This window comes from Olavius algarvensis spirochete endosymbiont (assembly GCA_900608495.1).
GTDB lineage: Bacteria > Spirochaetota > Spirochaetia > DSM-2461 > DSM-2461 > UBA2779.
This window is the reverse complement of sequence record UWYT01000240.1, coordinates 1-611: the sequence shown is the minus strand read 5'-3', so window position 1 is coordinate 611 and position 611 is coordinate 1. Positions and strand designations below refer to the sequence as shown.

1 protein-coding gene is annotated in these 611 nt (G+C 43.4%); it reads left to right on the top strand.

The features are described 5' to 3' along the window. The first annotated feature begins 140 nt into the window (after positions 1-140). Positions 141-515, top strand: coding sequence for a helix-turn-helix domain-containing protein (locus tag S1OALGB6SA_RS07070; RefSeq protein ID WP_195910356.1), 375 nt, complete (start codon positions 141-143; stop codon positions 513-515). Positions 516-611 lie beyond the last annotated feature (96 nt).

Sequence of the window (611 nt, the reverse complement as noted above, 5' to 3'; positions counted from 1 at the left end):
GGGCCTCTTCACCGCTCTAACAGAGCGGGGTCTTGTAAAAGTGTGTCAAGTAGTTAATCCAACTTTCTAACATTTCCAATATGAGTTATTATTACGCTCATTGTCAAGTCTTAAACGAAAATAATCGTAAAATACAAATAATGCCCAAATCACCCAAGTACCAACTCGAACCCCTCGAACAGAAACTGACGATCGGAGAGCGTATTGCAAAAATCCGAAGACAGCAGGGTCTGACCCAGAAAGCCCTAGCCAAGAAGATCGGTGTGGAACGATATTTGATTTCTGACTATGAACGAGGACGAATCCGTCTCTATGATGAGATGGTGACCCGTTTCGCCCTAGCTTTGGGCGTAGATACTGATGAGATTCTTGGATTAAAAACAGAGGCAACACTTCAAAAGGTACCATCCTTGCGATTGATTAAAAGGATTACCCGAATTGAAAATCTGCCTCACTCAAAGCAAAAATCCCTTTTGCAAATTATTGATGGTTTTCTCAAAGGAGAAGGGAAATGAACTTCAATTGTCTCATCCCGAGAAATCATCCCACTCCCTCGCCCCAAGCGGCTCATCCAGGGCCTTTAGGCATCAGCTTGCAGATATCAAACCCTT

What these genes read in the sequence shown, in the direction of transcription:
- S1OALGB6SA_RS07070 (WP_195910356.1), top strand. Translation starts at nt 141, where the DNA reads ATGCCCAAATCACCCAAGTACCAACTCGAACCCCTCGAACAGAAACTG.